The 26690-nt window shown below is 64.9% G+C and carries 27 protein-coding genes; 9 read left to right on the plus strand and 18 right to left on the minus strand.

The genetic code is table 11. The annotated features are described in order from the left end of the window. Window positions 1-119 precede the first annotated feature (119 nt). Genes hydA through KUV65_RS05930 form a run of 4 tightly spaced genes read left to right on the plus strand, consistent with a single transcriptional unit; the run spans window position 120 to window position 3517 of the window. On the plus strand, window positions 120-1538 hold the full coding sequence (hydA, locus tag KUV65_RS05915; protein WP_222188448.1) for a dihydropyrimidinase: 1419 nt from the start codon (window positions 120-122) through the stop codon (window positions 1536-1538). Beyond that, window positions 1535-1933, plus strand: a complete 399-nt coding sequence (locus tag KUV65_RS05920) for a VOC family protein (RefSeq protein ID WP_222188450.1) — start codon at window positions 1535-1537, stop codon at window positions 1931-1933. The genes hydA and KUV65_RS05920 overlap by 4 nt, the downstream gene beginning before the upstream one ends. Beyond that, the gene (locus KUV65_RS05925) at window positions 1930-2613 is read left to right on the plus strand and encodes an aspartate/glutamate racemase family protein (protein WP_222188451.1); all 684 of its coding nucleotides are present in this window, start codon (window positions 1930-1932) and stop codon (window positions 2611-2613) included. The genes KUV65_RS05920 and KUV65_RS05925 overlap by 4 nt, the downstream gene beginning before the upstream one ends. Then, the gene (locus KUV65_RS05930) at window positions 2603-3517 is read left to right on the plus strand and encodes a dihydrodipicolinate synthase family protein (RefSeq protein WP_222188452.1); all 915 of its coding nucleotides are present in this window, start codon (window positions 2603-2605) and stop codon (window positions 3515-3517) included. Before KUV65_RS05925 ends, KUV65_RS05930 begins: the two co-directional genes overlap by 11 nt. A gap of 120 nt (window positions 3518-3637) precedes the next feature. Here the strand turns inward: KUV65_RS05930 and KUV65_RS05935 are convergent, their stop codons facing one another. From KUV65_RS05935 to KUV65_RS05960, 6 genes are read right to left on the minus strand one after another with little or no spacing between them, the layout of a single operon-like run. After that, window positions 3638-4876, minus strand: a complete 1239-nt coding sequence (locus tag KUV65_RS05935) for a CoA transferase (RefSeq protein WP_222188453.1) — start codon at window positions 4874-4876, stop codon at window positions 3638-3640. Continuing rightward, complete coding sequence (locus KUV65_RS05940; protein ID WP_222188454.1) at window positions 4876-5754, minus strand: FAS1-like dehydratase domain-containing protein; 879 nt, start codon at window positions 5752-5754, stop codon at window positions 4876-4878. Before KUV65_RS05940 ends, KUV65_RS05935 begins: the two co-directional genes overlap by 1 nt. Further along, window positions 5751-6647: a succinate--CoA ligase subunit alpha gene (sucD, locus tag KUV65_RS05945; protein WP_222188455.1), complete on the minus strand. Its 897-nt coding sequence runs from the start codon at window positions 6645-6647 to the stop codon at window positions 5751-5753. The genes KUV65_RS05940 and sucD overlap by 4 nt, the downstream gene beginning before the upstream one ends. Before the next feature lie 12 nt (window positions 6648-6659). Next, window positions 6660-7838, minus strand: coding sequence for a malate--CoA ligase subunit beta (locus KUV65_RS05950; protein ID WP_222188456.1), 1179 nt, complete (start codon window positions 7836-7838; stop codon window positions 6660-6662). Between the two features lie 42 nt (window positions 7839-7880). Beyond that, a complete protein-coding gene (locus tag KUV65_RS05955) occupies window positions 7881-8822 on the minus strand; it encodes an HpcH/HpaI aldolase/citrate lyase family protein (RefSeq protein ID WP_222188457.1) in 942 nt (313 codons plus the stop codon). 24 nt (window positions 8823-8846) lie between these two features. Further along, window positions 8847-10049, minus strand: a complete 1203-nt coding sequence (locus KUV65_RS05960) for a pyridoxal-phosphate-dependent aminotransferase family protein (protein WP_222188459.1) — start codon at window positions 10047-10049, stop codon at window positions 8847-8849. Between the two features lie 146 nt (window positions 10050-10195). Here KUV65_RS05960 and KUV65_RS05965 point away from each other — a divergent pair, with 146 nt between their 5' ends. The 5 genes from KUV65_RS05965 to KUV65_RS05985 all read left to right on the plus strand — a co-directional run bounded on the left by KUV65_RS05965 (window position 10196) and on the right by KUV65_RS05985 (window position 15381). After that, window positions 10196-11602 carry a helix-turn-helix domain-containing protein gene (locus KUV65_RS05965; RefSeq protein ID WP_222188461.1) on the plus strand — a complete coding sequence of 469 codons (1407 nt, stop codon included), beginning with the start codon at window positions 10196-10198 and terminating at the stop codon, window positions 11600-11602. A 108-nt stretch (window positions 11603-11710) separates the two neighbouring features. After that, window positions 11711-12535: a glycosyltransferase family 2 protein gene (locus tag KUV65_RS05970; protein ID WP_222188463.1), complete on the plus strand. Its 825-nt coding sequence runs from the start codon at window positions 11711-11713 to the stop codon at window positions 12533-12535. Beyond that, window positions 12532-12891 carry a lipid-A-disaccharide synthase N-terminal domain-containing protein gene (locus KUV65_RS05975; RefSeq protein ID WP_222188465.1) on the plus strand — a complete coding sequence of 120 codons (360 nt, stop codon included), beginning with the start codon at window positions 12532-12534 and terminating at the stop codon, window positions 12889-12891. Before KUV65_RS05970 ends, KUV65_RS05975 begins: the two co-directional genes overlap by 4 nt. A 9-nt stretch (window positions 12892-12900) precedes the next feature. After that, window positions 12901-14601, plus strand: coding sequence for an ArnT family glycosyltransferase (locus tag KUV65_RS05980; RefSeq protein WP_222188467.1), 1701 nt, complete (start codon window positions 12901-12903; stop codon window positions 14599-14601). Window positions 14602-14925: 324 nt separating this feature from the next. Beyond that, on the plus strand, window positions 14926-15381 hold the full coding sequence (locus KUV65_RS05985) for a phosphatase PAP2 family protein (protein WP_222188469.1): 456 nt from the start codon (window positions 14926-14928) through the stop codon (window positions 15379-15381). On the opposite strand, the gene KUV65_RS05990 is transcribed toward KUV65_RS05985, so the two are convergent. The 12 genes from KUV65_RS05990 to soxX form a co-directional block, all read right to left on the minus strand. After that, window positions 15356-16417, minus strand: coding sequence for a YeeE/YedE family protein (locus KUV65_RS05990; protein ID WP_222188471.1), 1062 nt, complete (start codon window positions 16415-16417; stop codon window positions 15356-15358). The two genes, KUV65_RS05985 and KUV65_RS05990, sit on opposite strands and share 26 nt — an antisense overlap. An 86-nt stretch (window positions 16418-16503) precedes the next feature. Further along, complete coding sequence (gene hemA / locus KUV65_RS05995; RefSeq protein WP_222188473.1) at window positions 16504-17739, minus strand: 5-aminolevulinate synthase; 1236 nt, start codon at window positions 17737-17739, stop codon at window positions 16504-16506. Next, on the minus strand, window positions 17736-18176 hold the full coding sequence (locus KUV65_RS06000; protein ID WP_222188476.1) for a DUF302 domain-containing protein: 441 nt from the start codon (window positions 18174-18176) through the stop codon (window positions 17736-17738). The genes hemA and KUV65_RS06000 overlap by 4 nt, the downstream gene beginning before the upstream one ends. Window positions 18177-18245: 69 nt before the next feature. Then, window positions 18246-19508, minus strand: coding sequence for an NAD(P)/FAD-dependent oxidoreductase (locus KUV65_RS06005; protein ID WP_222188478.1), 1263 nt, complete (start codon window positions 19506-19508; stop codon window positions 18246-18248). 116 nt (window positions 19509-19624) lie between these two features. Next, window positions 19625-20323 (minus strand): c-type cytochrome, encoded by a 699-nt coding sequence (locus tag KUV65_RS06010; RefSeq protein ID WP_222188479.1) that lies wholly within the window; start codon window positions 20321-20323, stop codon window positions 19625-19627. A 4-nt stretch (window positions 20324-20327) separates the two neighbouring features. Further along, the gene (locus KUV65_RS06015; RefSeq protein ID WP_261331600.1) at window positions 20328-21374 is read right to left on the minus strand and encodes a c-type cytochrome; all 1047 of its coding nucleotides are present in this window, start codon (window positions 21372-21374) and stop codon (window positions 20328-20330) included. A 1-nt stretch (window position 21375) separates the two neighbouring features. Then, window positions 21376-22647, minus strand: a complete 1272-nt coding sequence (soxC, locus tag KUV65_RS06020; protein WP_222188484.1) for a sulfite dehydrogenase — start codon at window positions 22645-22647, stop codon at window positions 21376-21378. Between the two features lie 33 nt (window positions 22648-22680). Further along, on the minus strand, window positions 22681-24375 hold the full coding sequence (gene soxB, locus KUV65_RS06025; RefSeq protein WP_222188486.1) for a thiosulfohydrolase SoxB: 1695 nt from the start codon (window positions 24373-24375) through the stop codon (window positions 22681-22683). Window positions 24376-24465: 90 nt separating this feature from the next. Further along, on the minus strand, window positions 24466-25329 hold the full coding sequence (soxA, locus tag KUV65_RS06030) for a sulfur oxidation c-type cytochrome SoxA (RefSeq protein ID WP_222188488.1): 864 nt from the start codon (window positions 25327-25329) through the stop codon (window positions 24466-24468). A 36-nt stretch (window positions 25330-25365) separates the two neighbouring features. After that, a complete protein-coding gene (soxZ, locus tag KUV65_RS06035) occupies window positions 25366-25695 on the minus strand; it encodes a thiosulfate oxidation carrier complex protein SoxZ (protein ID WP_222188490.1) in 330 nt (109 codons plus the stop codon). A 24-nt stretch (window positions 25696-25719) separates the two neighbouring features. Beyond that, window positions 25720-26142, minus strand: coding sequence for a thiosulfate oxidation carrier protein SoxY (gene soxY / locus KUV65_RS06040; protein WP_222188492.1), 423 nt, complete (start codon window positions 26140-26142; stop codon window positions 25720-25722). Window positions 26143-26171: 29 nt separating this feature from the next. Further along, a complete protein-coding gene (soxX, locus tag KUV65_RS06045) occupies window positions 26172-26648 on the minus strand; it encodes a sulfur oxidation c-type cytochrome SoxX (protein ID WP_222188494.1) in 477 nt (158 codons plus the stop codon). Window positions 26649-26690 lie beyond the last annotated feature (42 nt).

Consider the following 26690-nt stretch of genomic DNA (forward strand, 5'->3'; position numbering starts at 1 on the left):
TGAATTGTGGAATCTGCTTTTGAGCGGGTGCCGCGGTATTCAATCCGAATGCATGCCGCTCGGGCCTTGCTCGCGCCCGCGCCCTGCCCCATGCTCGCCCCAAAACATACGGGACCTGCATGGGCTATGATCTGATAATTCGCGGCGGCCACGTGATAACCGCCTCCGGGCAGTTCCACGCCGATATCGCGGTATCGCAGGGGCGCATCGCGGCAATCGGACAGAGCCTCGGAGACGGGAATGACGTTGTCGACGCGGGCGGTCTGATCATCACCCCCGGTGGCGTCGACCCCCACTGCCATATCGAGCAGATGTCCGGCATGGGCCTGATGAATGCCGACACGTTCGAGACGGCAACACGCTCGGCCGCGATGGGCGGGACAACCAGCGTCATTTCCTTCGCCGCGCAAGCCAAGGGTCAACGCCTGTCCGACGCGGCCGCCGATTACGCGGCCCGGGCCAATCGCGGTGCCGCGATTGACCACGCGTTTCACCTGATTATTGCCGATGCCACCGTGCCCAACCTCGAGGCCGACCTGCGCGAGTTGATCGCCGCCGGGCACAGGTCGCTCAAGATCTTCACCACCTACAATATCGGTCTTGGCGATGCCGAGATCCTGCGCGTGTTGCATATCGCCCGCGAGGCCGGCGCCCTGACCTGCATCCATGCCGAAAACGACGCGATCATCGCCGCGGCGCGCGACCGGCTCTTGTCCGAGGGGCGCACGCGGCCCATCGACCACGCGGCCTCTCGCCCCCGGTCCGCCGAAATCGAAGCCGTCGCGCGCATGTGTCGCCTCGCCGAAGACGCCCGAGCCCCGGTGATGATCTTTCATGTTTCGACAACCGAGGCCGCCGCCGAGATCCGCGCCGCCCGCGCCCGCGGTGCCCCCGTCTGGGCGGAAACCTGCCCCCATTACCTGTTCCAGACCGAGGACATCCTCGACAAGCCGGGGGTCGAAGGCGCGAAATGGATGTGCTCTCCACCGCAGCGCACGACCCGCGATCAGGACGCCCTCTGGCACGCGCTCGCGCTTGGCGATCTGCAACTCGTCTCCTCCGATCACGCCCCCTACCGCTTCGATGAAACCGGCAAGCTGTCAAACGGCGCCGACGCCCCCTTCCCCGCCATCGCCAACGGCATGCCGGGCTTGGAGTTGCGCCAACCATTGATGTTCGACGCGATGGTCAGCAAAGGGCGCCTCGGCCCGGAGGCTTTCGTGGCCCTGACCGCCACCCTGCCCGCGCGCCTCTATGGCTTTGCTCGAAAGGGTGACATCGCGCCCGGCATGGATGCCGACCTCGTACTCTGGGATGTCGGTCGCGAGGTGACCTACAGCGCGAACGACCTGCATGACAACGTCGGCTACAATCCCTGCGAAGGGGTCACGGTCCGTGGCTGGCCCGTGCGTACGATCCTGCGCGGCCGAACCATCATGCAGGACGGCACCTATCTCGGCGAACCGGGTACAGGGGCCTGGATTCCGCGCCCCACCATCGGCACCCGCCCCGCCGACATCACCGGAGCCCAAACATGACCATTCCCCGCCCCGACAGCCCGAACGAATTGGCCATCACGTTCCTCTACTATCGCGATCTTGCACAGGCTGAGGCCTTCTATCGCGACGTGATGGGCTTTCCCCTCGTCATCGACCAAGGCGGCCTGGCCAAGATCATGCGTATCTGTGACGGCGCCCATATCGGTCTCGTGGACGAGGCGCATGGCATGCACAAATGGGCCGAAACGCGCCCCGTACAGCTGTGCGTGCGCGTGCCCGATGTCGACGCCTGGTACGCCTATATCGAGGCGCAAGGCGTGGAGAACCTGTCTCCGATGTTCGTCAACGACACGATCGGCATCCGCGCCTTCGTCTTCGACGACCCGGAAGGCTACCAACTGGAAATCCAGCAAGCCACGCGGGCCGGTGCATGAGCCGATTATTCGTCATCAATCCGAATTCATCGGAAATCGTAACGCAAGGCATCGACGACGCCGTCACGCCCTTGCGCGCCCTGGGTGTGACGATCGAATGCCTGACCTTGGCCGAGGGCCCGCCGGGCATCGAAACGCAGGCCCAGGCTGACGAGGTCGTCACCCCCCTGTTGCGCCTCGCCGCGGACCTGGAGGACGACGCCGCAGGCTTCGTCATCGCCTGTTTCGGCGATCCCGGCCTTCACGCGCTGCGGGATCGGACAGCCAAGCCGGTGCTCGGAATCCAGGAATGCGCGGTAATGACGGCGCTGACCTTGGGCCAGGGCTTTGGCGTCATCGCGATCCTTCCGGCCTCCATTCCAAGGCATATGCGCGCTTTCGGCGCTATGGGCGTCACCGACCGGCTCGTCGGAGACCGCGCCTTGGGCCTCGGCGTGGCCGCGCTGGCCGATGAAGACGCAACCCTTGCCCGGATGATCGAGGTCGGCCGCCTGTTGCGCGACACCGATGGCGCCGACGTGCTGATCATGGGCTGTGCCGGCATGGCGCGGTTCCGCGCGCCCCTGGAACACGCCCTCGGGATACCGGTGGTCGAACCCTGCCAAGCCGCGACCGCCACGGCCATCGGGCGCATCGCGCTGAACCAAAGCCACAAGATCAGAGGCTCAAATGCTGGATGAAACCGCTAAAGGCGTCTTCACGATCGCCGTCACCCCGTTCCTGCCCGACGGGGCGCTCGATCTCGACAGCATCGACCGCATGGTCGCCTACTACGAAGAGAAGGGCGCAACAGGCCTGACCATTCTCGGGATGATGGGCGAGGCCGGAAAACTGTCGGCGGCGGAATCCGTTACGGTCGTGCGCCGCGTCATCGCGCAAGCCAGCGTGCCCATCGTGGTTGGCGTATCGGCGCCGGGCCTCGCCGCGATCAAGGCGCTGTCAGAGACCGCGATGGACGAAGGCGCGGCAGGCGTGATGGTGGCTCCGCCCTCCAGCCTGCGCACCGACGACCAGATCACCGGCTATTTCCGCAACGTCTCCGAGGTGCTGGGAAAAACGCCTTGGGTCTTGCAGGATTTTCCGCTGGCGACCGGCGTGCAGATGTCGCCCAAAGTCTGCCTGCAGATCTTTGCCGAGAACCCGACCTGCGTGATGCTGAAACACGAGGATTGGCCGGGCCTCGAAAAGATCACGACGCTCCGCAATGCCGAGGCCGATGGCGCACGGCGCGTTTCGATCCTTTGCGGAAACGGCGCGCAGTTCCTTCCTGAAGAGATGCTGCGCGGGGCCGATGGCGCCATGACCGGCTTTGCCTACCCCGAACTGATGGCCGAGGTCGTGCGGCTGGTGACCGCGGGAAAAGTCGAGGCCGCGCGCGACCTGTTCGACATCTACCTGCCGCTCATCCGCTACGAAAGCCAACCCGGCCTCGGCCTAGCCATCCGCAAATACACGCTGGCCAAACGCGGCGCGATCGCCCATGCCACAGCCCGGAAACCGGCCCCGACCCTCTCCGCCGAGGCCATCGCAGAGATCGAAACGCTGATCGCTCGGCAAGAGGCCAGCTTGGCCGCGCGATCCTGATCCCATCTTTATCCTTCAAATATGCAAGAGCGCGGCACGCGCGACAGCGGCGCAAGGGGCTCGATGCCCCTTGCGCCGCTCGCCCGGGCGACGGCAAAGCCGGCGCAAACCCTCAAGGTGTCAGGACGCCATCTGCACCTGGCTTTTCGCGGCCTGCTGCACGATTCCGGCATCGAACAGCGACGCGATCTCGGCATCCGGCAACCGCGCCACGTCTCCAAGGATCGCCTCGGTATGCTCACCCAGAACCGGCGCGGGGCACGGGGCCTCGCGCGGGTCGGCGGAAAAGGCGAAGGGCGTGCCGGGGACCTTGTAGGAGCCGATACCGGGTTGCGCGACCCGGCTGAACATCGGGTTGTCCAGCGACAGGTCGGGGTCTTCGGCCACCGCGCGCTGGAAATCACGAAAGATCGACCACGTCACGCCGGCTTCGTCGAAATGCGTCGCGAAATCAGGCACGTTGCGCGCGGCAAACCACGGGCGCAGCAGCTCGGTGATCGCGTGACGGTGGCGGAACCGCGCCCCCTCGTCGCGAAGGCTTTCCCCTAGCCGTTGTTCCAGTGAGGCCATCTCTTCGGTGGTGCCCGTGACATTCATCAGCCCGCGCCATTGCCGGTCGGTCAAGCCGATCACCATCACGCGCTCGCCATCGGCGCAGAGGAAATCCTGACCATACGCGCCATAGAGCGCATTGCCCGACTTGGGGCGCGAGGTGCCATTCACCTCGACCTCGCCGATGATGCCCAGATGGCCCAGCATCGCGGCCGCCACGTCCTTCAAGGACAGGTCCACCGCGCTGCCCTGTCCGGTGCGCAGCCGCTTGCGTTCCGCCGCAAGCAGACCGGACACCACCATGTTGCCCGCGATGCAGTCCCAGGCCGGCAAGGCATGCGCCACGGGCTCGGTCGATCCCTCGGGGCCGGTGGCATCCGGGAACCCGATGGCCGGGTTCACGGTGTAATCCACCGCCGGACGCCCATGGCGATCCCCCATCAACGTGACCATGCACAGGTCGGGGCGGCGTTGCGACAGGGTTTCGTAATCCATCCACCCCTGAACCCGCAGGTTGGTGATGAACAGGCCCGCATCCTCGCCCGGGGCGGTGATGATCTCGGTTATGATCTCGCGGCCGCGCGGGTGCTTCATGTCAATCGCGATCGACCGCTTCCCCTTGTTCAGACCGGCCCAGAACAGGCTCTGCCCGTCGCGGGTCACCGGCCAGCGCCCGGCATCGAGCCCGCCTTGCAGCCGGTCGAAGCGGATCACGTCCGCCCCCATCTGCGCCAGTGTCATGCCCGCCAGCGGAACCGCGACAAAGGCCGAGCCCTCGACCACGCGCATACCATCGAGAATGCCCATCAGTCCCACTCCGCCGTCGCTTGCATGCCCAGGTAGCCCTCGGGCGTGGCTGTCCCCAGCTCCATCGACTTGCCGCCGGGCGCAAGGCGCCCTTGTAGCCGCAGATCATGGCTGTGGAACATTGGATGCACACCACGGAAGCGAAAGCGCTTGGGCGGCTCGCCCACATGGCGCTTTGCGGCTTCCATCAGCATGATCGCCTGCATGGGCCCATGCGTGACAAGGGCCGGGTATTTCTCGACCTCGCGCGCATAGGGCAGGTCGTAATGGATGCGGTGCGCGTTGTAGGTCGCTGCCGAAAAACGGAAAAGCCGCGCCTCGTTGATCGGCACGGTTTCGTCGAAATCGGGCTCTTCCAACTCGGGAACGCGTTTTGGCGCTTTGAATTCGTCCGGGATGTGAAGGTAGACGATATCCTGTTCTTCCTCGACGAAACTGCCGGTCTCGCCCTCGATCTGGTGGGAAACGGTCACGAACACCATGTCGCCGGTGCCGCCCGATTTGGGCGTCACCGATTTGATCGTGGACAGGCGGCGCAGCCGTTCGCCCACCCTTAGCGATCCGAAGAAACTGAGCTTTCCCGCCGCCCACATCCGCCGCTTGAAGGCCAGCGGTGGCAGGAAGTCGCCCAGTTTCGGGTGCCCGTCTTCGCCCAATTGGCTGAGAGGAACGAATTCGGGGAACGCCGCCCAATGCCAAAGCCTTGGCATCAGGCAGCCGCGCCGCACATCCCGCCTGAGCGAGAGTGGATGCGACACCGCCGCGCTCATCATGCCCGCCAGTTCGGGCGTCAGGCTGCCCCAGCGTTCCTCGGTTCGGCCGACCCACTCTTCAGCCTCGCGCATCGCCACCATTGGAAAAGTCTCCACCCGGCTCATGCGGCCGCCTTCACACCCAGAACGCTGGCCATTGTGTCGCCCATGACCGATGGGTTCGGCGCCACGGTGATCCCGGCCTCTTGCAGGATCTCGACCTTTTCCTGCGCGCTTTCGCCGAAGGCCGAGATGATCGCGCCCGCGTGGCCCATCTTGCGGCCCTTGGGGGCGGAGAGACCCGCCACGTAGGCCACGACCGGCTTGGTCATGTGCTCGCGGACATATTGCGCGGCGTCTGCCTCCTGCGGGCCGCCGATTTCACCGATCATCATCACGGCATCGGTTTCCGGGTCGGCCTCGAACAATTCGAGGATGTCGCGGAAGGACGAGCCGTTGATCGGGTCGCCGCCGATCCCGATGGAGGACGAGATGCCGATGCCAAGCGCCGACATCTGGCTGGCGGCTTCGTACCCCAGGGTGCCCGAGCGGCCCACGATGCCCACGCGACCGGGCTTGTAGATATGCGGCGGCATGATCCCCATGAAGCCTTTGCCCGGGCTGATGATGCCGGCGCAGTTGGGCCCGATCAGGCACATCTTCTGGTCATCAGGGAAGTGGCGCAGGAAGCGTTTGACCTTCATCATGTCCTGCGCGGGCAGGCCGTCGGTCACGCAGACACAGGTCTTGATGCCCGCGGCGGCGGCCTCCATCATCGCGTCGGCGGCGAAGGGGGGCGGCACGAAGAGAAGCGAGGCCTCGGCGCCGGTCGCTTCGACCGCCTCGCGCACGGTGTTGAACTGCGGGCGGTTGAGGACGGTAGTACCCCCCTTGCCCGGCGTCACACCGGCCACGACATTCGTGCCTGCATCGATCATTTCCTGGGTGTGGAACTGTCCGATCCGACCGGTCATCCCCTGAACGAGGACACGGGTGGTTTCGTCGATGAGAATAGCCATGGTCCTGTCTCCTTATTCGGCGGCGATGGGGTGCGGGCGGGCGGCGACGGCGGCCTCTGCGGCCCCGGCCAGCGTGTCGGCCGAGATGAGCGGCAGACCCGAGTTTTCGATGATCTGACGGCCTTCCTCGACATTGGTACCCGAGAGGCGCACCACGACGGGGATGGTCAGCCCGACTTCCTCGTAGGCCTGCACCACCCCTTTCGCGATCCAGTCGCACCGGTTGATGCCCGCGAAGATGTTGACGAGAATGACCTCGACATTCGGGTCGGTCAGCACCGTGCGGAATGCCGTGACGACCCGTTCGGGGCTGGCCCCACCCCCGATATCGAGGAAGTTTGCCGGCTCGCCACCCGCAAGCTTGATCATGTCCATTGTCGCCATGGCGAGGCCGGCGCCGTTGATGATGCAGCCGATATCGCCATCGAGGCCGACATAGGCGAGGCCATTGTCAGCGGCCATCGCCTCGCGGGCATCCTCCTGGCTGGTATCGCGCAGCGCCTCGACCTGCGGGCGGCGATAAAGCGCGTTGGTGTCGAAGCTCATCTTCGCATCGAGCGCCACCAGATCACCCGTGCCGGTGATGGTCAGCGGGTTGATCTCGACCATCATGGCGTCGAGGTCGCGATAGGCCCGGTAGCAGGCGCGCAGCATCGTCACCATCTGGCCGATCTGCTTGCCCTTGAGACCCAGCTTGAAGGCCAATTCGCGGGCTTGGTATTCGATCAGGCCGGTGGCCGGGTCGATGACCATGCGCACAAGGCTGTCGGGTTCGGAATGGGCGAGGTCTTCGATCGCCATGCCGCCATGGGCGGAAGCCACGATCATGATCCGCTCGGTTTTCCGGTCGAGCACGAAGCCGAGATAAAGCTCCTGCGCGATGTCGGTCGCCTCCTCGACCCAGAGGCGGTAGACGCCTTTGCCCGCCGCGCCGGTCTGCTTGGTGACGAGTTGGGTGCCCAGAAGCGACTGGGCATAGTCGCGGATCTCGGCCTCGGACCGGCAGACCTTCACGCCACCGGCTTCGCCGCGCCCGCCCGAATGGACCTGCGCCTTGACCACCCAGGCCTCGCCGCCCAACTGGCGCGCCTGGTAGGCCGCCTGCTCGGGCGAGTAGGCAAGGCCGCCGCGCGGCACGGGAACGCCGAACCCCGCAAGGATTTCCTTGGCTTGGTATTCGTGAATGTCCATCTCTCTTCCCTCCGGTCTGTGCGCGAATGCGCCTTCCGTTCCTTACGCCTTGGCCGCGATGGCCTTGGCCATGTCGATCACGTTGCGCGCCATCTTCTCGCTGGCGGCGTCGATCATCTTGCCGTCGAGGCTGGCGGCGCCGCGCCCCTCGGCCTCGGCCTTCTTAAGTTCCTCGATGATCCGTTCGGCGCGCGTCACCTCGGCCTCGGGTGGGCTGAACACCTCGTTGGCCAGTTCGATCTGGCTGGGGTGGATCGCCCATTTGCCCTCGCACCCCAGTGCGGCGGCGCGGCGCGCGCCATCCTTGTAGCCCTCGGGATCGCTGAAATCGCCGAAGGGGCCGTCCACGGCGCGCAGGCCGTAGGCGCGACAGGCGATGACCATGCGCGTGATCGAGGCATGCCATTGGTCGCCCGGATAATCGGGGTTCAGCCCGCCGATATTGGTGGTCCGCGCTCGCATCGAGGCGGCGTAGTCGGCGACACCGAAATGCAGGCATTCAAGGCGACCGCCGAACTGCGCGATGGCCTCGACATTGGCCATGCCAAGCGCGGTTTCGATCAGCGCCTCGAGGCCGACGCGCTTTTCCTGCCCGCGCGCCTGCTCGATCTGGTTGACCATCGCCTCGACCATGTAGAGGTCGGCAGGCACGCCCACCTTGGGCACCAGCAGCGTGTCGACCCGGTCGCCCGCCTGCTCCATGATGTCGACCACGTCGCGGTACATGTAGTGGGTGTCGAGCCCGTTGATGCGAACGCTGACCGTCTTGCCCTTGGCGGCCCAGTCAATGTCGTTGAGCAACTGCACGGCGTTCTTGCGCGCCTGTTCCTTTTCAGGCGGGGCGACGGCATCCTCCAGATCGAGGAAAACAACGTCGGCGGCGCTTTCGGCCGCCTTCTCGACCATGGAGGGGTTGGAGGCCGGCACGGCCAATTCGGAACGATGAAGCCGTTGCCGCCGCAGCGGATGAAGCGTGTGGGACACGATTTTCTTCCTTTTTACAGTCTGTTACTCAGCCGCGATGCGCAGCTTGGGCTGGAGGTGGGCCACCCCGGTGAAATGTCGCTGAGCTTCGGCCACGCCGGCCCCCATCGGGATCTGCGCACCGGCCCGAACCAGGGCCATCTCGGCGATGGACAGCGCGGTCAGGCACATCCCTTCGTTCAGATCACCAAGGTGACCGATGCGGAACACCTTGCCCGACAGCCGCCCGAGGCCCGAACCGAAGCTGGTGTTCATCTCCTCGTAGGCGATGCGGATCACCTCGGTCGCATCCACGCCAACCGGCGTGCGAATGGCCGATACCGTGTTCGAGTAGAGCGAGGGATGTTCGGCCACCAGGTCCAGGCCCCAGGCGTGCACACCGCGGCGGATGCCCTCGGCCAGTCGCGCGTGCCGCGCGATGACCTCGTCCAGACCCTCGGCAAAGATGCGGTCAAGCGCGGCGCGCAGGCCATGAAGCAGCGGCGTCGGCGGCGTGTAGGGGAAATACCCGCCCGCGTTCATCGCCCGCATGTCCGCGAATTCGAAATAGGCGCGGCGCATGGTCGAGGTTTTCGCCGCGTCCATCGCCTTCTCGCTGACGGCGAGCACACCAAGGCCTGCCGGGCACATCAGGCCCTTCTGGCTGCCGGTGACGGCGAGATCGACACCCCAATCCTCCATGCGGAAATCGATCGAGCCGATGGAACTGACCCCATCGACGAACAGCAGCGCATCGTGGAAGGAGGCATCGAGTACGCGGCGCACAGCAGCGATGTCGGAGGTGACGCCGGTCGCGGTCTCGTTATGGGTGACGAAGACGGCCTTGATCTCGTCCTTGGTGTCGGCGCCGAGAATACGCTCGAACTCGGCCACCGGAACACCGGCGCCCCAGGCCACGTCAACCACCTGCACATCGAGGCCCAGGCGTTCCGCCATCTGCACCCAGAGGGTCGAGAACTGCCCGTAGCGGGCCATCAGAACCTTGTCGCCCGGGTTCAGCGTGTTGGTGATCGCCGCTTCCCATGCTGCGCTGCCCGAGCCGGGAAACAGGAACACCTCGCCGGTCCGCATGCGGAACACCTGCTTGAGGTCTTCGAACAATCCGATGGTCAGATCCCCGAAATCGGGCGCCCGCATGTCCTGCTGCGCCACGTTCATGGCGCGGCGCACGTCATCCGGCACGTTTGTGGGGCCGGGAATGAAGAGATGGGTCTGACCGATTTTCATGGGCTGAGTCCTTTTCCGCCGTTGGCTTGCGACGACGTTTGCCCATTTCGCAGGCGCAAGTGAAATCATTCCGGGTCGCGCTGTAAACGCGAGATTTTACATGCTACAATATCTGTGAATTTGTAAATTTTTCTGGATACAAAGGCATGCTGAAAACCTTCATCGGGCCCCGCCTCCGCCGCCTCCGCCTGGACCATGAACAGACCCAGGCACAGATGGCCAAGGCGCTCGGCATCTCCACGTCCTACGTCAACCTGTTGGAAAAGAACGAGCGAAGCGTCTCGGTGCCGGTGCTGCTGAAACTTTTCGAGGTCTACGGCGTCGACTGGCGCGAGATCGCGGAGGATGACGATACGGCCGTTCTGGCCGACCTGCGCGCGGCGTTGCAGGATAATTTCTTCGAGGCGAACCGCCCCGACCTGACGCAGCTTCGCGCGGCGCAGATCCACGCGCCCGATCTGGTGACGTCGTTTCTGAAACTGCACCGCGCCTACCTGGCAGCCACCGACCAGCTTGCCACGGTCGCCGCCGGGTCCGGCGATGCCAGCCAGGTTCTGACCACCTCGCCCGAGGCAGCGGTACACAACTTCTTTCGTCGCCATCACAATTACTTCGAGGCCCTCGAACAGGCCGCCGAGGCGTTCTGGGGCGGTCGCCGGATCGAACCCGACGATATCTATGCCGCGCTCAAGAGCCGCCTGATGGACCGGCTGGGCCTGCGCGTGCGTCTCGTGACCGTCGATGACATGCCCGACAGCCTCCGCGAATATGACGAGGACCACCGGGAGGTCCTGTTATCCGAGGCGCTGGACCATCCCAACCGGGTGTTCCAGCTGGTGCATGTGGCGGGGCTGATCGAACACCGCGCCATGCTGGATACATTGCTTGCGCAATCCGGCATCGACAATGCGCAAGGGCTGGCCCGCTGCCGCGTCGAGCTGGTCAACTATTTCGCCGCCGCAGTCCTGATGCCGTATGGCCCGTTCCTGTCCGAAGCGCTTGCCTGCAAATATGACTTCGACCACCTCGCCATCCGGTTCGGGGTCAGTTTCGAACAGGCCTGCCACCGCGCCACGACGCTGCAACGCTCGGGTGCGCAGGGGGTGCCGTTCTTCTTCCTGCGTGTCGACAAGGCCGGGAATGTCACCAAGCGGTTCAACGCGACCGACTTCCACTTGGCCGAGTATGGCGGCGCATGCCCGCGGCTGGAGGTGCACACCTCGTTCCGAACACCGGGGCGGATCGTGCCCCAGTTCGTCGAGATGCCAGACGCGAGCCAGTTCTTCGTTTTCTCGCGCACGGTCGACCGGCCCAGCGTCACGCGCCACAAGCAGGATGTCCGGCTTGCCGTCGCCATGGGATGTGCCACGGACCACCTCGACCAGATCGGCTATGGCGAAGATCTCAGGGCCAGCCACGCGCACCCCACCCCCATCGGCATCAATTGCCGGATCTGCCCGCGCGCCAATTGCGACCAGCGCGCCCACAACGCTGTGGTCCTGTCCGAACCCGTGAACGAGAAACGACGTGGCCGGACGCGATATGCGAGCTGAGTAGCGCGGAGAGAGGCCCCTGACGTGGCGGCGAACGGGAGTTTCGCCTTTCATCGCGGGGCACGTGGGACTATTGCTCGCGGCACGGGAAAGGCCGGGATAGCAGAGATGACCGACAGAGCCGCAGGGCCAGAGGGACGGGCGGATACGATGCCGCGTTTCGCAATCGCGATCCCCATGCTCGATGAGGCCGGTGCCGCCGAGGCGCTTCTTTCGGCATGCCGGGACGCGGCTCACCCGCTGGGTCCGTACGAGATCTGCGTCACCAATGATGGATCGCGTGACAATACAGCCGAGGTTCTGCTGGCGTTTCGCGCGGCCAATCCCGATGTGGCGATGACCATCGTGACCCATCCCCGCCCCGGCGGGCAATCCGCCGCGATCCACGACGCGGTGCGCGCGGCCCGGGCCCCGATCATCGTGACGCTGGATGGCGACGGGCAGAACCCGCCGGAAGAGTTGCCCAAGGTCTTGGCGCCGCTTCTGTCCGACACCTGCCCGGATCTGCTGGGCCTCGTGGCCGGGCAGCGCGCCAAGCGCAACGACCCTCTGCCCAAGCGGCTGGCGAGCCGCGCGGCGAACGCGCTGCGCGGCTGGATGCTGAAGGACGGCACCCGCGACACCGGCTGCGGCCTGAAGGCGTTTCGCCGCGATGCCTTTCTCGCCCTGCCTTACTTCGATCACATGCACCGGTTCCTCCCCGCCCTGTTCCAGCGAGACGGCTGGAGCGTCGCCCATGTGGACGTGGCCCATCGCCCGCGCGTTGCCGGCGAATCCAAGTACACGAATCTCGGCCGTGCCATTGTCGGGGCCAGCGACCTGATCGGCGTGGCATGGCTCATCCGGCGGCGGCGCAAGCTGTCGGCGGCGGATGTCTCCATTTCGCGGGGGACCGAGGACGAACAACACGAGGCACCGGAGATTGCCCAATGACCGAGCAGATTTTCCAATGGCTTTCGATCGAAAGCTGGACCGAGTTCTGGTGGGTCGTTCTGGGCCTCTCGGCGCAACTCGCCTTTTCGATGCGCTTCATCGTGCAGTGGATTGCATCGGAGCGCGCCGGACGGTCCTACGTTCCCCTCGCTTTCTGGTACCTGTCGATCATCGGGGGAACGTTGCTGCTCTCCTACGCGATATACCGGCAGGACGTGGTCTTCATCCTGGGTCAGTCGATGGGCGTGATTGTCTATTCGAGAAACCTTGTTCTGATCCACCGTGCCAAACGGGAGGGGCGCGCCGGGAAAGACCCGGCAGACGCCGCCCGCGCGCCTGACCCCGCCGCGGAGTAAACCGGCACCATGACGTCTCACGATATTCCGTCTGCGCGGTCCACCGGGATTTTGAGCCGGCTGGCCCCGCTTGCCGTCCTGCTATTGTCGCTGTTCAGCTTCGGGGTTGGTTTGACCGAACTGCCCGTTCAGGACCGTGACGAGGCCCGCTACGCCCAGGCCAGCCGCCAGATGGCGGAGACCGGCGATTGGGTCGATATCCGCTTTCAGGAGGACGCGCGTCACAACAAGCCAGCCGGCGTTTACTGGATGCAAGCCGCTGTATTGCGGGCAACCGGGCAAACCGGGACGACCGAGATCTGGGTGCAACGCATCCCCAGCTACCTGTCCGGGGCGCTGGCCTGCCTAGCCCTGATTTGGGCGGGATCGCCGTTGGTCGGACGGCGAGCCGCCATCTTGTCGGGGGTCATGCTGGCCACCGTCTACATGCTCCATGCCGAAGCGCGCACGGCCAAGACAGACGCAGCACTTCTATTGGCGGTCATCCTCGCGATGGGGGCGATGGCGCGGGCCTGGCTCGGCGCGGATTGGCTGAAACAGGGCCGCCGATGGGCCGTTCCGGCCATCTTCTGGACAGCCATGGCGGCGGGGCTGCTGATCAAGGGGCCGATGATCCTGCTGCCGGTCCTGGGCGCAGCGGCATGGATCTCGATCTCGGGACGCAGCCTGCAATGGACCAAAGGGCTCAAACTCCTGCCCGGACTGGCGTGGATGCTGCTCCTCGCGCTGCCGTGGTTTGTGGCGATCATGATCCGTACCGAGGGCGAGTTCCTGATGGCCTCAGTCGGGGGCGATCTCGTGGAAAAGATCACTGCCGAGGGCGAACATAGTGGCTTCCCGCCGGGCGTTTACCTGGTGACGATGTGGTTCACCTTGTGGCCGTGGAACGTTCTTGCCCCGCTGGCGGTCGTCGCGGGCTGGAAGGCCCGCAAATCACGCGAAACCGCGTTCCTGCTGGGCTGGCTGATCCCGACCTGGCTGGTCTTCGAAGCGGTTTCGACAAAGCTGATCCACTACACCCTGCCGACATATCCGGCGCTCATGCTGCTCGCGGCGGGCCCGCTTGTGGCGATGATCGACAGCACGCGACGCTTTGCCGGGTGGCCCGCGCATCTTGGGGCCTTCGGATTCACCCTGGGCACGGTTTTCTTCGTTGCGATTGCCTTTGGAGGGCCGATTGCGTTCGGAGAGGGCATTGACCTTCTTTCGGTCGCAGGTGGGGTCGCTCTCGGCGCCGCAGCTGTTGCCGGCCTGATCTGGCTCTACCGTGGCCAGGCGAAACGTGCCTTGGCCTCGCTTGCCACGGCCGGTGTTATGATGGGGTGGACGATGACGGCCGTCACTCTGCCCGCGCTCCATGACTATTGGATCACCCCGCGCCTGGCCGACGCCATGGCGCAGCACGAATGCCTCGTTAGGCCGATCTCTCTCAGCGGGTATGCAGAGGCGAGCACGGTCTTTCAGTTCGGTCGTGACACGCTGCACCAGTCACCGCCCCAGGCACTGGCATGGTTGGCCGAGGGTGAGAACCGCGCAGCGTGGATCGATACCCGCCGCCTGCCCGACGGCATGGACATGCCACCGGAGGGAATTGACGACCTAACGGAGATCCGTGGCACCAATTACACCAACGGAAGACGCGTGCACTTGCGCCTATACGTTTCCCCTGGCGTGCCCGCCCCCGCTGACCCATGCGCCCCTGTCGAATAGCCACAGGCCCCGCCGCGCTGCCGCTGCTGGTGGCATTCCTGACGGTGCTGATGGTCTCCCTGATCCTGGATGCACCGGTGCGCGCTGCACTGGACGGAGCGCCGGATTGGCTGCGGTCAGCCGGGGAACGGGTCACCTGGTTGGGCAACTCCAACTGGATGTTCACGTCTCTCCTGGCCGTGATGGCCATCGCCGTCCCGCTGGCCGGCCTCTCCCCCAGCCCAAGAACGCGTCGGCAGGCGGTTCTTGCCTTGCGACTGGCCGTGGCCCTGTTCCTGCTGATCCTTCTGTCGGGGATCGCGGTTCAGGTCTTGAAACACCTCTTTGCTCGGGCCCGACCGGAACCATTTCGACGATCTGGGCGCCTATGCGTTTCACCCGCTGACGTTCCAGTTTCGGTACACGAGTTTTCCGTCGGGCCACGCGACCACGATGGGCGCCTTGGCCGTCTTTGTCGCTGCGGTGACACCGCGCCTTTGGCCGCTGGCGGCGGGGATGGCGACGGTCGTCGGCATCAGCCGTATCGTCGTGGAAAAGCACTATCCGTCGGACGTGATCGCGGGGCTGGTTCTGGGTGGCGCCTGTGCCTGCGTTCTGGTTGCTGCGTGGCGCCGAACGGGTTTGCTACCGCCCAGCCCGGTTCGCCTTTTGCGCGCGATGCGACCGCGCAAAGATGGGAAACGCGACAGGCCGCCGGGGCTCGCACGGGGTGCGCAGGCGCTTCTGCGCGCTTTCGGTCAAGGATTTGCCGCCCTCAGGCGGTCGCCGACACCGAGGTGACCCGCGCCAGCATGCGAATCGTCACGATGGCCCCCAGCCACATGCAGAACACCGCGGTCCAGGATGTCAGCGACATGATCGCGCCGCCCGACACACCGGCCCCGACGGCACACCCCCCCGCCAGCATTGCGCCGAAGCCCATCAGGATCGCCCCCGCAAGGTAGCGCTCCATCGGCGTGTCGGGACCGAAGCGTTCAAGCTTCCACTCCCGCGCCAACAGGGCCGAGGCCCCCGACCCGATAAAAACGCCCGGCACAAGGCCTATGCCGAAATTCAGGATGACCGAACGCTCGGAGACCAGCGCCATCAGCGTGTCCGTCGCAGGCCCGGTGAAGGTGACGGAAAGGATCGGCACGATTTCGAACGAATTGGACGCAATGGCATAGGTTGCGACCCAGCCCATCGCCACGGCGACACCGACGAAAATCGCAGCAATGGATTTTCCGATCATCACCTCGCGGCTGCGGGCCAGGACCAGCGCCCCGATCAGTGCAACACCGGCAATGGCGGCCACCTGCCAATGGTCCAACCCCAGGACCGGCCCAAGGTCTCGTGCGCTGCCACCAACCAGCCAGAGCTGCGAGATTTGCTCGCGCGCCGGGGCGAGCACCCCGGTAAACGACGCCTGTGCGACCAGCGTCACCACAAGCCCGGTCACGAGTGCGCGCAGGTTGCCCGTGGCCGACAGCACCAGCAACCGGCTGGCACAGCCGCGCGCCAGAACCATCCCGACCCCGAACATCAGCCCGCCGATCACGGCGCCCGACATGCTTCCGGTCGCGGCCAGCTGACGCGCGTCGCGCACGTCGAGCAGGTTCGCCGAGATCGCCGCCTGTGTCAGCATCAGTGCCGTGGTGAACACGATCAGCCAGATCGCGAGTTTCGACCCCACGTGCCCCTCGGCCACTTCGACCGTTGCCGCCCGCAGGCAGAAGCGCGACCGCTGTGCGGCCCAGCCGAAGACAAGACCGGTCAGGGTCCCGGCAAAGCCCAGGACCAGCGGTTCACCCCAAGTGACGAGCAGATCTTCCAGCATGTGAAGGGCCTCCAGATTGGAGCGGACCCTATGGGAGAGGCGTGCCGCGCGCGTTGATTTGGCTCAAATCGCGCGCGGCGCTGCCCCTACTGGGCCGCGATGGGCTGGCGTGCCAGTTGGCACTGCGACCAGAGATCACCAAGCGCCTCGACCAGACGGTCGACATCCCCTGCGCTGTGCACCGGCGACGGCGTGATGCGCAACCGCTCGGTCCCCTTCGGGACGGTGGGATAGTTGATCGGCTGGATGTAGATGCCGTGATTGGCCATCAACTGGTCCGAGATGAAGCGGCATTTCACCGGATCGCCGACCATCACCGGGATGATGTGGCTCTCGTTTTCCAGATGCGGAATGCCAAGCGCGTCCAGACGCGCCCGAACCTCGGCCACGCGGTCCTGATGTGCGGCACGCTCGGTCTGGCTGTGCTTGAGATGACGCACGGCAGCGCAGGCCCCGGCCGCCACGGCGGGCGGCAAAGCGGTCGTGAAGATGAACCCGCTGGCGAAACTGCGCACGAAATCCACCAGGGCCGCCGATCCGGTGATGTAGCCGCCCATGACGCCGAAGGCCTTCCCGAGCGTGCCCTCGATCACCGTCAGGCGATCCATCAGCCCCTCACGTTCGGCGATGCCGCCCCCCCGCGGACCGTAGAGGCCCACGGCATGCACCTCGTCGAGATAGGTCATCGCGCCGTAGCGGTCGGCGATGTCGCAAATCGCCTCGATGGGCGCGATATCGCCATCCATGGAATAGACGGACTCGAAGGCCACGATTTTCGGGCAATCCGCCGGCAAAGCGGCAAGCTTGGCCTCGAGGTCCTCCAGATCGTTATGCTTCCAGATCAGCTTTTGAGCGCGGGAATGGCGGATCCCCTCGATCATCGAGGCATGGTTGCCCGCATCCGACAACACCACGCAGCCGGGCAGCCGCGAGGCGAGCGTTCCCAACGCGGCCCAGTTCGACACGTAGCCCGACGTGAAAAGAAGCGCTGCCTCCTTGCCGTGCAGATCGGCCAGTTCGGCCTCAAGCTCCACATGGGCATGCGTGGTGCCCGAGATGTTGCGTGTGCCGCCCGCCCCTGCCCCGGTCTTGTCAAGGGCCGCACGCATCGCGGTCAAAACGTCAGGGTGCTGGCCCATCCCGAGATAGTCGTTCGAGCACCAGACGGTGATCTCGCGTTCTTCGCCTTCGTGCCGGTTGATCGCCCGGGGAAAGGCGCCGCGGCGGCGCTCCAGGTCCTTGAACCAGCGATAGTTCCCCTCCTCCTTCAGCGCATCGAGCTCGGCGCGGAAGAAGCCGTCATAGTCGTTGAATTGCGTCACTGGCCGGTCGCCTCCAGGATGATGGAGTCCAGTACCGCCTCGACCTCTTGCATGGGTCCGTCGGGGTAATCGCGGTGGCCCAGCATGACCTGCCCATCGCGCTGCATCACGAAGATTGAATAGGGGCAATGCACGATGTTCATCGGGTCGGCCTCCATCACGCGGCGCGAGATCGCGGCCGAGCAGAAGAGGTAGATCTCGGCCTCTTCGAAGATCGGCTCGGCCCCTTCCGCGCCGACATCCTCGGCGGTGCGGTTCAGCATGTCCCCGACATGGCTGGTGTAATCGATCACGAGCCCACGATTGATGATCGCGTTCTCGACCGCGAAGGTCGCGTCCTCGAAACTGCCGTCGAAGGGAAAGGTAAGCGCGTGCTGCGCCGATGCCGCCGATGCCGACAGGGCGAGTGCCGCCGAGAGTGCCAGTGCCTTTTTCATAGGTGCCGTCCCCAGGTAAGAAAGCCCGGACGGCGGGCGCATCCCGCCGCCCGGAAAAAATATATCACATCAGCCGAACATGTCCTCGACGATGGCGTCGTACCAGCCAAGGCTTTCGCGGTAGGTCTCGGCCCGGGTTTCGGGCGTCTCGTCCACCTGGCTGATGAAGCTGTCGACGCTGGCGATGCCCTCGTCCGTCGCCTCGTAGGTCGCGCCCACCTTGACGCCATCCTCGGTGGCGATGAGCGACCAGCAGGTGTTGGCGAAGCGCGGCGGGAAGGCCCGGCCATCGGCCAGCGCGGCGACGATGGCATTGGCCGCCACCTTGGCCTGGCTGTTGGCCGAGAAGCCCGACTTCGGCATCGCGCCCTGTGCCGCCGCGTCGCCCAGAACATGGATGTTCGGATCGATCCGGCTGGACAGGTCATAGGCCGAGACCGGCGCCCAATTGCCATCGTTGATGCCGGCGGCAAAGACGATGCCCCCGGCACGCTGCGCCGGGATGACGTTGCAGACATCGACCTGCTCGACCTGGCCATCGATGTTGATGGTCATGGCAGCCGGGTCCACGGTGACGTTGCCGCCGCCGAAATCCGGACCGATGCGCTGGATCATGCCGGGGTAATGGCGTTCCCATCCATCCTCGAAGAGGCCCTGCTTGGAGAAGTTCTCCTTCGGGTCGGCCACGAGGATCGTCGCGGTCGGGTTCACCTGAGACAACAGATGCGCCACCATCGAGATCCGCTCGTACGGCCCTGGCGGGCAGCGATACGGGTTGGGCGGGGCGACCATGGCAAAGACACCGCCTTCGCGCATATTCATGATCTGGTTCTTCAGAAGCTCGGTCTGGCTGCCGCCCTTGTAGGCATGGGGCATCACGTTCTGTGCCGCCGTGGACCAGCCCGGCACGCTGTCTTCGATGAAGTCGATGCCGGGGCTGAGCACCAGCCGGTCATAGGGCAACACGTCCCCGCCGGCCAGCGTCACGGTCTGCGCGTCGCGGTCGACACCGGTGGCCCAGTCATGGACGACGTTCACCCCGCCCGAGGCGATCCCGCCATAGGTGTGGCCAAGGCTGTCGAACTCGCGGAAGCCGCCGAGATAGAGGTTCGAGAAAAAGCAGGTGTAGTAGGCGCGGGTGGGTTCCACCAGCGTCACGTCGATCGCACCCTGCGATCCGTTGGCGATGTAGCGCGCGGCCGTGGCCCCGCCTGCACCGCCCCCGACGACGACGACACGTGGGGCCGTTTGCGCGCGGGCGATCATTGGCGCGCTGAGCGACGCCGCCAAAGCGGCGGTCGTGCCCATGAATGCACGTCTGTTGATGGTCATTTGGGTCTCCTCCCTTTGCCACCCCGGTCTGTTCGCTCTGCCGGAGCCAGAAAATCCGGATCTCCCCTTCCGGACACACCGGGTCTCCTCACCCGGGATACTCACGCGACCTTGGCCTATTGACCGACGGTCTCGAAATACGCGGCCAGCGCGGCGATCTCCTCATCGCCCAACCGGCCGGTGATGGTTTGCATCACCTGATGTTCGCGCTCTCCCGAGCGATACGCAACAAGTCCGTCGATAAAATCGACAGGCGCCATGCCCGCGATCGACGGAATATCATCCCCGCCTTGGGGACGATGACAGGTGGTGCACTCGTTGGAAAGATACTCGCCGTAATACACGTCGCCCTCCATCCGCACGATCTGCAGCACCTCGTCAGACGGGGCCAGCAGGACGGCCGTGGCATTCGCGTAGACAGGGTCGGGGGTGCCGCCCTCTTCGCGCAGGAAGGCAACGAGGTCAGCCCTGTCCTGTTCGTCGTGGATGCCGCGGAAAATCATGCGCAGGCCAGGCACGTAGCCAGACGGATCCGCAAGAAAATCGTCCAGCGCGTCAGCCGTCCAGATCAGGCCTTCAGACGCCGCGTCGATCAGGGCCTCGGAATACCGGTAATCCATGGCCACCGCCGCGGGCCGCCCGACGATGCCATCGAGATGCGGGCCGATCCGGTTGATGGCGCCATCGCCGATCATGTGACAAGCGGCACAGGGCCGGTAAAGCTCGCGACCCCGCTCGGGGTCGCCTTCGGCCAGCACCGGGGTTCCGGTGCTGGCCGTCAGCAAGAGGATCGCTGTCAGAAAGCGGTTTCCCATAGGGTTACTGCGGAGTTTCCGACATGATGTAGGCAAGAACCGCCCGGATATCCTCGTCTTCGTCGATGCCGTTGAACACCATCCGGCTGCGCGGCATGAACGCGCGCGGATCATGCAGGTAGGCGATCAGGTTTTCCTCGGTCCAGACAAGACCTTCCTCTGCCGCCTCCTGGAATGCCGGCGAATACCGGAAGTTCTCGCGCATTCCGGCCTCGGCACCGACGATCCCGTTGAGAGCCGGCCCGACGCGGTTCCGTGCACCTTCGCCAACCTCGTGGCAGGCTTGGCACTGACGCCAGATGGTTGCGCCGGCGGCGATCAGTTCCGGGCTCGGGCCGGTGTCGGCTGCGGCTTCTTCCACGACCTCGGGTTCGGCAGATGCTTCTTCCTCATCGTCCTCTTCCGGGGTCACGTCGAGGATCGTCGCACGCATCGTGATCTCGACTTCACCTTCGGTGCAGTCGCTCATGCAGGGCTCGCGCGTCCAGGCCACGACTTCGGTTTCGTCGCGGTCGTCCATGAAGAACCCGTCGGCATTCGGCATCTCGACATCGTGGAACGTGTCCTGGTTCAGGACAAAGTCGTCATCCACGACGTTGTTGAGATAGAGCAGATAGGCCACGATCGCGTAGGTCTCGTCCGGCGACAGGCTTTCGGCCTGGCCGTAGGGCATCGCGCGATGAACGTAATCGACCACGGTCGAAAGGTAGGGCCAGTAGGACCCGATGGTCTTGGTCGGATCCTCGTAGGTCAGCGTTCCCTCGCCACCGGCAAGGACCGGCCAGCGGCCCACGGCCTCGCCGAAGTCACCGTGGCAGGCGGAGCAGTAATCGACGAAGAGTTCTTCGCCGGTCCAGACGTCCCCCTCGCCCACGGGAAGACCCACACCGTCGGGGCGCACGTCCCAATCCCAGGCCGCGACCTCTTCGGGCAGCGCGGGACGGCCCAGGCCGAAGCCACCCTCGCGAGAGGCTGCGGCGTTTTCCTGCGCCAGGGCAAAAGTGGCGGTGCCAGCCAGAAGCGCAGCTGAAAGCGTAAGCGTTTTCATCATCTTAACCGACCTCGACATTTTCGGCTTCGCCGTTTTCGTTGACGTACCAGGTCTGGATACCGTTGTTGTGGTAGATCGAGTTCTCGCCCCGGAATTCGCGCAGCTGCTCTTTCGTGGGCTGCACGTATCCGGTGGAGTCGATCGCCCGCGACTGCAGCAGCAGCGGAGAGCCATCCCAGTCGAACTCGTAGTAGAAGCGGTGCATCGACTTATCGAGCGACGGGCCCGACATGCGTGCCTGGTGCCAGTTGCGACCGCCGTCCAGCGTAACGTCGACGCGCGGGATGGTGCCACGGCCCGACCATGCCACACCGGTCAGGACCATCGGGCCGGGGCCGTGAGTGATTGGTGCTTGCGGGCTGGGGTTGGTGATGACCGACTTGGCGTCCATGACCCAGGTGAAGCGGCGGGCATCGCCATCTTCCAGAAGGTCGGTGTACTTGGACGTCTCCTCGCGGTGATGCCAGGGCTCGTCCCCGACTTCGAGGCGGCGCAGCCACTTGATCCACATGTTGCCTTCCCAACCCGGCACCACGAGGCGCAGCGGGTAGCCCTGCTCGACGCGGAGGGCTTCGCCATTCATCTTGAAGGCGACCAGGCAATCGTCGAGGGCCTTTTCCATCGGGATGGAGCGGGTCATGCCAGCGGCATCGGCCCCTTCGGCCAACAGCCAGCGGCCATTCGTCTGCACGCCGGCCTCTTCCAGAAGCAGGCGCAGCGGCACGCCGGTGTATTGCACGTTGTGGATCATGCCATGGGTGAACTGGCAGCCATTGAGCTGCGCGCCCGCCCATTCCATGCCGGTGTTGGCCGCGCATTCGAGGAAGTAGACGTGGTTTTCCCGCGGGAAGCGCATGATGTCTTCCATCGTGAAGACCATTGGCGTGTCCACGAGGCCGTTGATCATCAGGCGATGCTCGGCCGGGTCGATCTCGGCCGCGCCGCCATGGTGGCGCTCGAAACAGATGCCGTTCGGCGTGATGATCCCGTCAAGCTCGTGCAGCGGGGTGAAGTTGATCGAACTGACCAGGTCAGCCGTCAGCCACGGCACGGTGCGGCGCACCGCTTCGGTCTCGTAGGGCGAGGGCATGCCGTAGGGGGCGTTGTCGACGCCGGGGCCAAGATACTGGCGCCATGGCTGGGGGTCGATGATGGCCGGGTCCGGTGCTGCCTGGGCATGCACCAGCTTGCCGCTGGCCAATGCGCCGCCCGCTGCCGCCGAGGCGGTCAGGAAGCTACGGCGCGAGGGGGAGAAGGATTTTCCGTCAGACATGACTACTCCTTTTCTTTGGGGCAGGCCGGGCGATCAGCCCGCCACCACGTCCACGCTGTTGTTGGGTTCAATATTAACGGTGCCGAGTTCGCGGATGTGGTTCTCCACCACGTCCCAGATCGGCGGGCCTTCGGTGCCTTCGTTGACGCTGGCCCAGCCGGCGACGACGTAGGTCTGATCGGGGCTGATCGGTTCCCCGGTTTCCAGAAGGGTCATGTTGGTGACGCGGTTACCGGCCTCGGCCGCGGGGTCGATCCGGTAGCCCATGCCACCGACGCGCACCATGTCCCCGCCCTGCTGGTAGTAGGGATCGGGGTTGAAGATGTTGTCGGCCACGTCCTCCATGATCAGCTTGAGGAACTCGCCGGTCATCTCGCTGCGATAGGCGGCCGGATAGCTCATGGCCGTCGCGTTGAAGATGTCTTCGCGGGTGATGTTCTGCCCCGGCACGACCGTTGCGCCCCAGCGGAAGCCGGGCGACAGCGCGATCTGGGCATCGCGCTGCGAGATCAGCGCGTTGCAGATCACGTCGTCCCAGGTGCCGTTGAAGTTGCCACGGCGATAGAGCAGCGATCCAGCCTGGCCGATCACTTCGGACATCTCGGCCTCGAAGGGTGCACGGGTCTCGGCGACCAGCGCGGCCATCTCGGGGTCCGGGGTGATCACGTCCGAGAAGATCGGGATCAGGCGATGCTCGATCCCCTGCATCGCGCCGTCGCGCACATCAAGATCGATCCGGCTGACGAACTTGCCGTGGCTGCCCGACGCGATGAGGAACGTGTTTCCGACCTGCACTGGCTCGGGCAAGGCGTCATGCGTGTGGCCCGTGAGGATCACGTCGATGCCGGGAATGTCCTCGGCAAACTTGCGATCGACGTCAAAGCCGTTGTGGGAGAGAAGTACAACGAGCTCGGCGCCCTGCGCACGGACCTGCTGCACGACTTCCGCGATCCGCTCGCGGCGCAGGCCGAAACTGTATTCGGGGAACATCCACGAAGGGTTGGCAATCGGCAGATAAGGGAAAGCCTGCCCGATCACGGCGATATTCGTGCCGCCCCGTTCGTACATGCGATAATCGTCGAAGACCGGCTCGTCCCATTCGGCGTCGAAGATGTTGGCGCCGAGGAAAGCCGGGTTCACATGGTTCTCGATCAACTCGTTCACGCGGGCCGAGCCAAGGGTGAATTCCCAGTGCGAGGTCATCGCGTCCACGCCGAGCGCGTTCATGATCTGCACCATGTCCATGCCCTCGGTGCGCAACGCGGGCAGCGAGCCGTGCCAGGTATCGCCGCCATCGAGGACCAGCGCCTCGGGGCGATCCGCCTTGATCGCGTTCACGACGGTCGCGATGCGGTCGACGCCGCCCATGCGGCCATAGGCATTGGCCAGCGAGACGAAATCGTCATAGGTCAGAGCGTAATCCATCGCGCTGCCCTGCTCGATCCCGTACATCGCGCGGAAATCGGCGCCCACGATATGGGGCGGCAGGCCGGTCATCTCGCCGACGCCGAGGTTGAACTCGGGCTCGCGGAAATAAAGCGGCTGGGTCTGCGCGTGAATGTCGGTGATGTGGACAAGGGTGACATTGCCCGAGCCGCCGCCGCCGATCAGGTCGTCCTGCGTCAGTTGCTGCTGAGCAGCCAGGCGGGCCCAGTTGCCGAAGCCCGAAGCGCCGTAAAGCGCAGAAGTTGCCATCGCGGCCTGGAGGAAGTGGCGACGGGAGATCATGGATTCACCCTCTGGTTTTATTCAGGTTTTTGAATGTGTTTGGGCGAAAGGCCCGCCTCGGATCACTCCGGGGCGGGCCTTGTCGATGTCTTAGTTGCGGACCGAGGGGCCTTCGACCGTCAGGCCGTTGCCGCGCGAGGCGACATACAGCTCGAGGGCGATGAACTCGGGGCTGCCTTCCGCGAAGGTTTCCGCACGCGTGTCCCGGATGCAGCCGCGGAAGCGCGAATGCGTCGAGTTCAGGCGGGCGTTCTTCAGACGGTAGGTCGGGAACCCGTTGATCTGACCCTGGCTGAGATGGTCTGCACGGATGTAGTTGCCATAGTTCTGCTCATGGCAGGTGGCGCAGCTCATCTCGAGGATGCCGTACTCGGTGTAGTAGATCTCACGACCCATTTCCCAGGTTTCCCGGGCCGGGCCATCGATCGCCACGTTGACGACGGTGCCACGTCCGACAGACGCCAGCAGCGCTTCGAGGTTGACCATGTCACGGCTGGACCAGCCAAGTGCTTCGGCCCCCATCCGTTCGGTCACGCACTCGTTGATCTGCATGGTGATCGTCTGGACCTCGCCACGCTCCTCATCCCACTGGGGATAGACGGCACGCACCTCGGACAGGTTTTCCGGGGTCTCGTGACAGGTCGCGCAGCTATTGCCCTCGGTGCCCATGGCCGTGTTGAAAATCTCGATCCCCTGCTCGACGAAGAGCATGGCGGGGTTGTCGAAATCATCCATCTGCATGGCCTGGGTCTCGTCCGACCGGAAGGTCCAACCCGAGTAGATCATGTTGAGATGACCATCGAGGTGATCGGGCGCTTCGGTGCGCACGATCATCTCCATATCGCCATTGATGATCAGGTCCGCGTCCTCGTCGGCCGACAGCGTCGCCGCGGTGCCCATCAGGGCCATGGCCGCCACACTGCCGAGCGCGAGTGCTTTTTGCATTTTTTTCATGGTCGTTCGCCTCCTCCCTGCGATGACCGGCACCTATCAGGCGACCGTGATGTCTGCGGTGTCTTCGTAGACGGACCCGTCGTCATCGTACCAGGTGAAGTTGAACGTACCCGTCTCGTTCACCACGGCCGAAAACTGGAAGTAAGGGTTCGTCGACACCGCCGGCTCGATGGTCACGTCGATGACGTTCTCGCCGTTGAAGTCGCAGGTGAAGCGGTTGATGATCGAGCGCGGGATGACGTTGCCATCGCCGTCACGACGCTGGCCGCTTTCCATCGGGTGGCTGATCAGGGTGCGGATGGACACCACGTCGCCGGCCGAAGCCTCACGCGGGACACGCACACGGGGGGTAACATTGTCTGCCATTTCTCGTGTTCCTTATGTCTGTCCTCAGCCGCCGCAGCCGCCGATGGTGACTTTCACTTCCTGCTGGGCCCGAAGAAAGGTGCCGTCGGGCATGCGCGCGATCGCGATCACGTCCTGCTCACCGGCAAGACGGATACGGGTCGACGCGGCCTGAGCACCGGCTGCGGGGCCAAAGTTGAAGGTGGCGACGTCCGGGCTGGGGTTGCCGGCGGCCAGAAGAATGATCGCCTCGGCGCCAGGGGCGTCGACCTCGATCGGCACTGTGTTGCCGTTCTCGGCGATCTCGGGGGCGATCAGGGTGATCCCGTCCGAGCTGGTATCGGCCCCGCCGGTGAAGGCGTTGATCGCCGCGTCGACATCCTGGGCGGTGGCGACGCTCGGCAAGAGCGTGATCGCGGCTGCGGCGCCAACGCCGGTGCCAACGAACTGCCTGCGGTTCATTTCCATAGTCTCGGTTCTCCTTTCTCGGCCCGACCTTACTCGGTGAGCGTCAACAGATATGCGACCACGTCCTCGACCTGCTGAGCCGACAGGATCGGCTCGATCGGGCCTTCGGCAGCGCGGCCGGTGTAGCCGTTCCCGGGGCGAACGAAGCCGCTGACCCGGTAAAACGAAGGCATCGCCGAATCCGGGAAAATGTTGTCCGCGTTCACCAGCATTCCGCGAAGCGCGGCTTCGGTCCAGCGATCTGCCGCGCCATCAAGCGTCGGCCCAACCTCCCCATGAAACGGGTAATCATCCAGCGCGGTGACCTGGTGGCAGGCAATGCAATTGCCCAAGCCCCGATCGGTCATCACCTCTTCCCCACGAACCGGATCACCCGGCATCCCCGTGAGGGAGACTTCAACCTCGCCATATTCATTGGCAGCCACATCGTCCGGTGCGATCACGTCGGCGTGCAGCGCCGTTGCAGCCACACCGAATACGGCTGCGATAAGCAGTTTGCGCGTCATTTTTCCTCCCTAGACGGTCGTTCCGCCTTGCATACAACCGTA

The organism is Maritalea mobilis (genome assembly GCF_019800885.1).
GTDB classification, from domain to species: Bacteria; Pseudomonadota; Alphaproteobacteria; order Rhodobacterales; family Rhodobacteraceae; genus Roseibacterium; species Roseibacterium beibuensis.

Coding starts and splice junctions, on each gene's coding strand:
- KUV65_RS05975 (WP_222188465.1), top strand. CDS start 12,532: ATGACCGAGCAGATTTTCCAATGGCTTTCGATCGAAAGCTGGACCGAG.
- KUV65_RS05935 (WP_222188453.1), bottom strand. CDS start 4,876: ATGGGCATTCTCGATGGTATGCGCGTGGTCGAGGGCTCGGCCTTTGTC.
- KUV65_RS05925 (WP_222188451.1), top strand. CDS start 1,930: ATGAGCCGATTATTCGTCATCAATCCGAATTCATCGGAAATCGTAACG.
- soxA (WP_222188488.1), bottom strand. CDS start 25,329: ATGAAAAAAATGCAAAAAGCACTCGCGCTCGGCAGTGTGGCGGCCATG.
- KUV65_RS05990 (WP_222188471.1), bottom strand. CDS start 16,417: ATGCTGGAAGATCTGCTCGTCACTTGGGGTGAACCGCTGGTCCTGGGC.
- soxC (WP_222188484.1), bottom strand. CDS start 22,647: ATGTCTGACGGAAAATCCTTCTCCCCCTCGCGCCGTAGCTTCCTGACC.
- hydA (WP_222188448.1), top strand. CDS start 120: ATGGGCTATGATCTGATAATTCGCGGCGGCCACGTGATAACCGCCTCC.
- KUV65_RS06010 (WP_222188479.1), bottom strand. CDS start 20,323: ATGGGAAACCGCTTTCTGACAGCGATCCTCTTGCTGACGGCCAGCACC.
- KUV65_RS06005 (WP_222188478.1), bottom strand. CDS start 19,508: ATGACCATCAACAGACGTGCATTCATGGGCACGACCGCCGCTTTGGCG.
- KUV65_RS05960 (WP_222188459.1), bottom strand. CDS start 10,049: ATGAAAATCGGTCAGACCCATCTCTTCATTCCCGGCCCCACAAACGTG.
- KUV65_RS06000 (WP_222188476.1), bottom strand. CDS start 18,176: ATGAAAAAGGCACTGGCACTCTCGGCGGCACTCGCCCTGTCGGCATCG.
- soxX (WP_222188494.1), bottom strand. CDS start 26,648: ATGACGCGCAAACTGCTTATCGCAGCCGTATTCGGTGTGGCTGCAACG.
- KUV65_RS05980 (WP_222188467.1), top strand. CDS start 12,901: ATGACGTCTCACGATATTCCGTCTGCGCGGTCCACCGGGATTTTGAGC.
- KUV65_RS05970 (WP_222188463.1), top strand. CDS start 11,711: ATGACCGACAGAGCCGCAGGGCCAGAGGGACGGGCGGATACGATGCCG.
- soxZ (WP_222188490.1), bottom strand. CDS start 25,695: ATGGCAGACAATGTTACCCCCCGTGTGCGTGTCCCGCGTGAGGCTTCG.
- soxB (WP_222188486.1), bottom strand. CDS start 24,375: ATGATCTCCCGTCGCCACTTCCTCCAGGCCGCGATGGCAACTTCTGCG.
- sucD (WP_222188455.1), bottom strand. CDS start 6,647: ATGGCTATTCTCATCGACGAAACCACCCGTGTCCTCGTTCAGGGGATG.
- soxY (WP_222188492.1), bottom strand. CDS start 26,142: ATGGAAATGAACCGCAGGCAGTTCGTTGGCACCGGCGTTGGCGCCGCA.
- KUV65_RS05930 (WP_222188452.1), top strand. CDS start 2,603: ATGCTGGATGAAACCGCTAAAGGCGTCTTCACGATCGCCGTCACCCCG.
- KUV65_RS05940 (WP_222188454.1), bottom strand. CDS start 5,754: ATGAGCCGGGTGGAGACTTTTCCAATGGTGGCGATGCGCGAGGCTGAA.
- KUV65_RS05920 (WP_222188450.1), top strand. CDS start 1,535: ATGACCATTCCCCGCCCCGACAGCCCGAACGAATTGGCCATCACGTTC.
- KUV65_RS06015 (WP_261331600.1), bottom strand. CDS start 21,374: ATGATGAAAACGCTTACGCTTTCAGCTGCGCTTCTGGCTGGCACCGCC.
- KUV65_RS05950 (WP_222188456.1), bottom strand. CDS start 7,838: ATGGACATTCACGAATACCAAGCCAAGGAAATCCTTGCGGGGTTCGGC.
- KUV65_RS05965 (WP_222188461.1), top strand. CDS start 10,196: ATGCTGAAAACCTTCATCGGGCCCCGCCTCCGCCGCCTCCGCCTGGAC.